General features: G+C 55.9%; 6 protein-coding genes. 4 read left to right on the top strand and 2 right to left on the bottom strand.

Annotation, left to right across the window (positions count from 1 at the left end):
• Positions 1–75: 75 nt before the first annotated feature.
• On the top strand, positions 76–1,704 hold the full coding sequence (locus NZ823_17835) for a long-chain fatty acid--CoA ligase (protein ID MCS6806986.1): 1,629 nt from the start codon (positions 76–78) through the stop codon (positions 1,702–1,704).
• Positions 1,705–2,260: 556 nt separating this feature from the next.
• On the opposite strand, the gene NZ823_17830 is transcribed toward NZ823_17835, so the two are convergent.
• Both NZ823_17830 and NZ823_17825 read right to left on the bottom strand, forming a co-directional pair.
• The gene (locus tag NZ823_17830; GenBank protein ID MCS6806985.1) at positions 2,261–2,752 is read right to left on the bottom strand and encodes a DUF3368 domain-containing protein; all 492 of its coding nucleotides are present in this window, start codon (positions 2,750–2,752) and stop codon (positions 2,261–2,263) included.
• Positions 2,753–2,759: 7 nt separating this feature from the next.
• Positions 2,760–3,011 (bottom strand): UPF0175 family protein, encoded by a 252-nt coding sequence (locus NZ823_17825; protein MCS6806984.1) that lies wholly within the window; start codon positions 3,009–3,011, stop codon positions 2,760–2,762.
• A 1,105-nt stretch (positions 3,012–4,116) separates the two neighbouring features.
• Here NZ823_17825 and NZ823_17820 point away from each other — a divergent pair.
• The 3 genes from NZ823_17820 (at position 4,117) to NZ823_17810 (ending at position 7,726) form a co-directional block, all read left to right on the top strand.
• A complete protein-coding gene (locus NZ823_17820) occupies positions 4,117–5,700 on the top strand; it encodes a DUF4331 domain-containing protein (protein MCS6806983.1) in 1,584 nt (527 codons plus the stop codon).
• Between the two features lie 89 nt (positions 5,701–5,789).
• Positions 5,790–7,100: a tetratricopeptide repeat protein gene (locus NZ823_17815; GenBank protein MCS6806982.1), complete on the top strand. Its 1,311-nt coding sequence runs from the start codon at positions 5,790–5,792 to the stop codon at positions 7,098–7,100.
• 167 nt (positions 7,101–7,267) lie between these two features.
• Positions 7,268–7,726, top strand: a complete 459-nt coding sequence (locus NZ823_17810; GenBank protein ID MCS6806981.1) for a group 1 truncated hemoglobin — start codon at positions 7,268–7,270, stop codon at positions 7,724–7,726.
• Positions 7,727–8,009 lie beyond the last annotated feature (283 nt).

The raw sequence follows: 8,009 nt of genomic DNA, 5'->3' as shown, positions 1-8,009 counted from the left end.
GCCTCTCTTGACGGGGCGTTTGACTCTGCCGTAAAGTTGCCCCTCTTCAGTACACTGTTTCGGAGGCTTCGTTTTATGCGTGGATTAATGATGGATTTTCCACTGACGCTCAAACATATCCTGGCGCATAACGAACAGTTGTATGGCAAGAAAGAAATCGTCAGCCGAACGAGCAATGGCATTCATCGCTACACTTATGCCGATTTCCAACGACGCGTGCGCAAGCTGGCCAACGTGTTGCAGCAATTGGGTGTGCGGCGCGGCGATCGTGTGGCAACGTTTGCTTGGAATCACTATCAACATCTGGAACTCTACTTTGCCATTCCCTGCATCGGCGCGGTGTTGCACACGGTCAATCTACGGTTGTTTTCGGAGCAATTGGTCTACATTTTCAATCACGCTGAAGACCGATTCGTCTTCGTTGATCCGAGCTTGTTGACGTTGCTGGAGCCAATAGCCGAGCGATTGAAAACTGTTGAGCAGTACATTGTGTTAGGCGATGGGGCTATTCCTCCGACGAGTTTAGCGCCGACGCTCTCGTATGAAGCGCTGATGGCCGATGCGTCCGACCAATTTGAGTTTCCCGACCTGGATGAGCGGGACGCATTAGGCTTATGCTACACGTCGGGCACAACAGGACATCCCAAAGGCGTGCTCTACTCACATCGCGCGATCTTCTTGCACTCGATGGCCTCGGCCATGAGCGGCGGACTGGGTTTGTCTGAGCAAGATGTGCTCATGCCGGTAGTGCCGATGTTTCACGCTAATGCCTGGGGACAGCCGTTTACGGCGACGTTTTGTGGCTGCACGTTGGTCTTCCCTGGGCCATTTCTTCAGCCGCGTGACTTGGCCCAATTGATGCAGGATGAGAAAGTGACCTGCGCTGCCGGCGTGCCAACGTTATGGATCGGCTTATATCAAGTCTTGAAGAACGAACCATTCGATCTGCGTCACCTGAAACGAATCGTGGTTGGCGGCTCGGCAGTGCCGCGCTCGTTGATTGAAGACTTTGAAAAGGAATTCGGCATTTCGGTATTGCATGCCTGGGGTATGACGGAAACGTCGCCCTATGGCACTGGGGCGCACCTGAAATCCTACATGGAAAATTGGCCGGAAGAGGAACGCTATCGGCTGCGCGCCAAGCAGGGGACGCCGGCGCCGTGCGTCGAAGTGCGATTGGTAGACGAGCAGGGCCGCATTCTGCCGTGGGATGGACAATCGGTCGGCGAATTGCAAGTGCGCGGGCCGTGGGTCGCTTCGGCGTATTACAACAACCCTGAAGCGAGCGCCGAGTCGTGGACGCCGGACGGCTGGTTCCGCACAGGTGACGTCGCCACCATTGATGAAGAAGGATTCATGCAAATTACCGATCGCACCAAAGACCTCATCAAATCCGGTGGCGAGTGGATTTCTAGCGTCGAACTGGAAAACGCATTGATGGCTCATCCGAAAGTGCTGGAAGCCTCAGTCATCGCCGTCGCGCATGAAAAATGGGCGGAACGCCCACTGGCCGTTGTCGTGCCGATGGCTGAACACAAAGACACGATCACCAAAGAGGAATTGATCGAATTCTTGCGCCCGCGCGTCGCCCGCTGGTGGTTGCCGGACGATGTCGTCTTCGTTGAGCAAATTCCTAAAACGAGCGTAGGCAAATTTGACAAGAAACTCCTCCGGCAACAATTTGCCGATTACAAACTGCCTTGAGGTGCAGCTATATCGCTGGTTGCGCGGTTATGGCTTTGCGGCCGTCTGCCGATTACAAACGGCCTTGAGGCGCGCCGTATCGCGCCTTGCGCGGTTATGCTTCCCGGCAGTCTGCGATTACAGACGGGCTTGAAGTGTTGCTCAGGTGTGAAGCCGCCTGCTTGCTTCCCCGCAAATCGCCAGGGGCGCACGCCTCCGGCGTGCTTGTAACAGCCAGCCCGCTGTCGAACATCCCAAATCCGAAACCCTCTTCGAGAGCAATTCCAAATCCGAAGCACGAAATCCGAAACAAGTTGAAACGTTCAAAATCTCAATGTTCCAAACACTGGCTCAATCCTTGTTTCACATTTGAGAATTTGTTCATTGGAATTTGTTTCAGATTTCGGATTTCGTGCTTCGGATTTCCCCGCAGGAGCCCGGGATTTCCCGCTCGGCGGGCTTGGGGATTCAGGCTTCCCACCTCGCGAGCGGTCGCCAACGCGATACGCGAAGGATGCGAAAAGAATTTCTTTTTCATCCTTCGTGGTCTACTGAATCACACATGCACGGTTCCTCGTCAATTGGATGGGCCAGATTCTTCATGAGCTTTGACCAAAACCAACCGGGTTAACTCTTCACCGAGCCAGAACCCAACCTGTTGGAGCGCGTGCAAGATTGGAGCGACCGCCGGCACATATCCTAGCTGCTTGGCTTTCAGCAAAACGCCTATCGTCCCGGTTAGGGACACACCACAAATCTCAGCAATTTTCCGAGCCAGTTGATCATCAATGATCACGAGGCTTCCCGGATGTTCTCGCGCCAGTCCGATGACCTCGGCCTCCCCCGGACCGAGGTCCGTCACCGCTGGAAGAAGCGCCGAACTGCGAAGCGATCGAACTTCGATCCAAGACAGCGTTGATACATCGGGAACATCGGCGCCGCGCCGCTGACCTTCGCGGAGTTCTGCCTCAACGGCTGCCGGCACTACGATCTGGCCGTACAGGTTCTTCAATAAATCCAAGCAACCAATGCGATGTAAGTAAATCAGCGGCGATGCATTAACAATCACCGTACGCTCAGGCGTTTCTGATATCTCGCTCCAGCTCCTCCGGTGTGAGAGAAAAAGGCGAAACTTTGTAGCGCCCGAGCGACAACAGAAACTCGACGCGGGACATGCCGGCTAATTGCGCCGCTCGCCCTGAGGAGAGCTTACCCAATTCAAATAATTTGACCGCCGCCAGCATCTTCAGCTCGCGGGCAAACGCCTGCTCGTCCTCCTTCAGAGAGAGCAAAACCTCTTCGGGAAGTTCGACATCAATGCGTCTCATTGTTGACCCCATAAGAAACCACCAAAATCATAACATGGTTACTTCAGCCAGAGCAAAGTGCGGGCAGCTCAAGGCAGCTCAGATTTCTGATTCACATCTTGAGCGCTGATGGTAACCGGGTGGAAACAAAATCACACTGCAGAGCACTTCAGATGCTACCAATGGTCGGTAGAACGGGCCTGTTTGATGAAGCAACATCGAGAGCAGCAGCAGAAACGCCCCAAGCAGCGGTCTCCGATTTTCTGATGGCATGTGGGACTCCTCATGCCACGCTCGTTTCTGCTGAGCCGCGCAAGCGGCTCGTGACAACGTGGCCAGACGTGCAACATCTCCAACAGCAGAGCAAGCAGCAGTGGCGCATCTGAGAAGCGTCGGAGCAGCGCGTTTGTGGCCAGCGAGTGGAGAGCATGAACGAGCCGATGGGAGAACGGGTGGCGCTGTTGAAGACGCGATGGGCTGAAGGTGACGCCCACACAGACGCTGCACGTCTGGCTACCTTCGTGTGGTCGTCCACACAGCAACGCCCCTGCGAACGTGCGTCGCCCCAACGCTGAACCACCACACGTCAGCAGGCGTCCACACAGCGACGCCCCTACAAACGTGCGGCGCCGCAACGCAAAAACACCACATTCCGCCAGGCACCCTCAAGGCGACGCCCTTGTAAAGAGCGCGGTCTTTTTCTCCGCAATTGGTCTCAGATTTGAAATTCGGTCATTGGAATTTTTTCGGATTTCGGATTTCGGGCTTCGGATTTCCCCGCAGGGGCTTGGGATTTCCCGGCCCGCGGGTTTCAGAAAGGTGACTGAAGGATGATCTCCCGGATTCTGTTTCTGAAATTTTCCGCAGCGCGGGCAAATCCGAACTCACGAGACGTTGCGTAAGTTGATTTCTACGCGCAATCACTGCGGCAATCGAGCAGGCGACCATGTCGCGCGATGACCGCGTAGCTTTGGGTTGTATGAACTGAACGCCACGGGCATGAGCGTCAAGGTCAATCAGGCAGTCGCAACGCTTGACCATTGGTGTGTCCGCTGATCTGTTATGCATGATGCTTTGAATGGCTCGGCCCTATGCAACCGATCTATTGCTTTAAGGAGGTTTGACGATGAGTAGATTGAAAGCCATGATCACGACTTGGTTGGTCTTGGCCGTAGCAGCGGTCAGTTTGCTGACCAGCTTGCCGACGACGCAAGCAGCCAATCATCGAGAAGCGCCGATCACTGCGCTCGATCACAAAGCTGACATCACCGATTACTTTGCATTTGTCAGCTACGATAACTCTGACAAAGTCACGTTTATTCTCAACGTTGATCCCCTGTTGGAACCTGCCAACGGGCCAAACTATTTTCCGTTCGATCCAGAAATTTTGTATGCGATCAAGGTTGATAACAACAATGACGCTGTAGAAGACATCACGTTTGAATTTCGATTTAACACGGAGATTCGCCTTCCTGGCGTGTTCACGGGATTTGTCGGCGCGGGCAATGGGATTACGTCGCCCCCTAATGCGCCCAGAACACTGGAAGGCGTTGTGCCGCCCACTACGACTGTGATTGTGCCTCCGGCCATCACCGCGCTTGATGGCCCTGGATCAGAGGGGCTGAGCTTGCGCCAAACCTATACGGTCACAATGGTCAGGGGCGGCCAGCGAACTATGCTGAGCCAAGGTAGACGGCTGATAGCCGTTCCGTCCAATGTAGGGCCGCGCACCATGCCTGATTACCCGTCGCTCTTTCAGCAGGGCATCTATGATCTTGGAAATGGAATCAAGGTGTTTGCCGGCACGGTTGATGATCCTTTCTGGATTGATCTGGGCGCAGCGTTTGATTCGCTCAATTTCCGCAGCATGGGCTTTCCCGTGCCGGGTGTGCTGACGCCGGCGCAAGACGCCAATGATCGGCAGAACTTTGCTGCCGATGATGTGTCCGGGTATAACGTCAACGCGATTGCCATTGAAGTGCCGATCGCCATGTTGACGCGCACGGGCCGAAAAGAGCCGGCCAGCAGCCCTGCGGCGACAATCGGCACATGGGGCACGACCTCGCGTCCACGCATCAAGATTTTGCCGAGCAGGCCGGGAGGCGCAGCGCAGCTATCACCTGAGTTCGTGCAAATCCAGCGCATGGGCAATCCGTTATTCAACGAGCTCATCATCGGCACAGGCGACAAAGACAAATTCAGTATGAGTCAGCCGAAAGATGACGCGCAATTCGCTGCCTATGCGCTCGATCCGGTTTTGGCTCGTGTGCTCAACGCGATTTATCGTGAGGCGTTGCCCGTGCCAGATGCGCCGCGCACAGACCTGCTGCCGCTGGTGACGTACGCGCCGCCCATTGCTGCGCCGGGCACGCCGGCTGGTCCAGTGGCCGACTTGTTGCGATTGAACACAGGCGTGCCGCCGACGCCCGCAGCGCAGCGCAGACGGATGGGTCTCCTTGCCGGCGATGCAGCCGGCTTCCCCAACGGCCGTCGTGTCAGTGACGATGTTACCGACATTGCCGCTCGCGCCGTCGTGGGCGTGTTGGCTGGCGGACGGTTTGCCGGCTTCCCGCACAATAGTATCGGCGATGGCGTCAATACCAACGACGCGCCCTACTTGGAAACATTCCCCTATGTCGCGTATGCGTGGGATGGGCGCAATAGCCGCCACGTTGACCCAGGAGAGGAAGGCGGCGGGCCGATCAACTGAATTGTTGATGAGCTGGTGATGCTGGTTGCCGGTCGCCGGGATGAATGAATTTTCTTGACGACCGGCACTCAACCTGTTGGGAGAGCGCAATGAGTGGACGTGGATGGCGAGCCGTCGCAGCGAGCGTGCTGATTTCGCTCGTCGGTGTTACGATCAGTTCAATACTGTGGCAACAACGAAGCAGATCAACTGTGGAGAGCGTCTCGGTCCGCCCCGCGCGCCGATCCTGGGCTGACGAGCAGATCAGCCAAGCCGAGGCGAAACTCCGCACGCTGCCCGGCGAAGCAAATTTTTATGTCGAGCTGGCGACCGGCTTCATGAACAAAGCCCGTGAATCAGGCGATGGCAGTTACTACGCTCGCGCTGAAGCAGCCTGTCAGAAGGCGTTTCAACTCGATCCAGACAATTATGGCGCGTTGCGCCTTGTCGCGTGGATTTATGGCGGCCAGCACCGCTTCGTCCAAGCGCGTGAAGCAGCTCGGCGGGCGCTCGCGCGCGATCCGCGCGACCCGTGGAATTACGGCACGCTTGGCGATGCGCTCGTCGAATTGGGCGAGTACCCAGCCGCGGCCGAGGCCTTCCAAAAAATGATTGACCTGCGCCCCGACACGGCTTCGTATTCGCGCGCTGCCTACATTCGCGAGCTGTACGGCGACCCGGAAGGCGCTATTGAAGCGATGAATATGGCGCTCAATGCCGCCGGCTCGCGCGACAGCGAGCAACAAGTTTGGTGTCGGTCACAACTGGGAAATCTCTTCTTCAACATCGGACGGATACATGAAGCTGGAGCGCACTATGAAACCGCGCTGAAAATTTTCCCGGAGTATCACTATGCGCTGACCGGCCTGGCGCGCGTGCGCGTCGCCGAGCAGCGATATGGGGAAGCAGTTGAACTCTACCGAACGAGTTTGGCGCGCGTGCCGACTCATGAAGCGGCTGTCGGGCTTGGTGATCTGCTGACACATCTAGGCCGCAATGGCGAGGCCAGCGAAGCATTCCGCTTACTCGACGTGATTGAGCAGATCAATCGCGCTAATAATATCGAGCCTGAACCCTACATGGCGCTGTTTTATGCGGATCATGATCGCAACCTGGATGAAGCGCTACGCATTGCTGAGCATGCTGCGCAGCAGTCGAAGAACGTTCGCGTGATGGATACGCTGGCCTGGGTTCTCTACAAGAAAGGCCGCTACCGGGAGGCGCTGGCAGCCTCCCGACAAGCCTTGCGACTCGGCATGAAAGAGGCGCTCTTCTATTATCACGCCGGCATGATTCATGCCAAGCTGGGACACGCCAAACAAGCCAGAGAAGCCCTGCGTCAGGCGTTACAGATCAATCCCTCTTTTCATCCGCGTCATGCCGCGCAGGCCCGCGCCATGCTCAACGCGCTCGGCGATTGACACGCTTTGCCGTTACGACATCGGATGACCTCGGTCGCTGATTGGCTCATTTGAAAACTCTATCGCCCTTTTTCTTTGCCCACCAATCTGAATCGTTCGCCCCTGTCGTATTGTTGACTCCAAGCTGAATAACAGCGAAGACCAACTAACATGAAGGAGGATTGACCATGAAAAAATCACACGTACTTTTCGCCACACTATTGAGCCTCGGCGTCTGTGTCAGTGTCTTCGCGCAGATGGGCGCCAAGATGAAAGAGAAATCGCTGTACGAGCGGCTCGGCGGCAAACCTGCGATTACGGCTGTGGTTGATGATTTCGTTGCACGCGCCGGCAGTAATATGCAAGTGAATTTCATGCGAGATGGCAAGTTTGCTAACGTTGACATGAACAGGCTGAAAATGCAGTTGGTTGATTTTATTTGTCAGGCCACCGGCGGTCCGGAGCGATACACTGGCCGCAACATGAAGCAAGCGCACAAAGGCATGAAGATCACCAATGCTGAGTTCGACGCGATCGCCGCTGATTTAGCTGCGAGTCTTGACAAGTTCAAGGTTCCGGCCAAAGAAAAGAACGAGTTGCTCGCCATTGTCGAATCCACGCGCCGCGACATTGTTGAGAAGAAATAGAATTGACACAACGGCGACTGGGCAGATGCTGAGCGGGCAAAGGAAAATCCTAACAGCCTTAGTCTCCGAATGGCGCGTTGGCGGACGTGTGCAACGTTGACGAGCGCGTTGGGCTGCGCAACTGAGCGCGTGGCGTCTGTCTGTATGCTTCGTTGGGAAGCGCTGGCCACGCGCACAGGCGCAGCATGAGCATTATCACGATGAGAGCAAGAGTGACACTCTGGATCATGGCCATCCTCGGCTTATCGGCGACGGCTGTGATAGCGCATCCGATGGGCAATTT

The organism is Blastocatellia bacterium, from assembly GCA_025054955.1.
Lineage (GTDB): Bacteria > Acidobacteriota > Blastocatellia > HR10 > J050 > JANWZE01.
This window is presented reverse-complemented; position numbering and strand designations above follow the sequence as displayed.

Coding starts and splice junctions, on each gene's coding strand:
- NZ823_17815 (MCS6806982.1), top strand. CDS start 5,790: ATGAGTGGACGTGGATGGCGAGCCGTCGCAGCGAGCGTGCTGATTTCG.
- NZ823_17810 (MCS6806981.1), top strand. CDS start 7,268: ATGAAAAAATCACACGTACTTTTCGCCACACTATTGAGCCTCGGCGTC.
- NZ823_17835 (MCS6806986.1), top strand. CDS start 76: ATGCGTGGATTAATGATGGATTTTCCACTGACGCTCAAACATATCCTG.
- NZ823_17820 (MCS6806983.1), top strand. CDS start 4,117: ATGAGTAGATTGAAAGCCATGATCACGACTTGGTTGGTCTTGGCCGTA.
- NZ823_17825 (MCS6806984.1), bottom strand. CDS start 3,011: ATGAGACGCATTGATGTCGAACTTCCCGAAGAGGTTTTGCTCTCTCTG.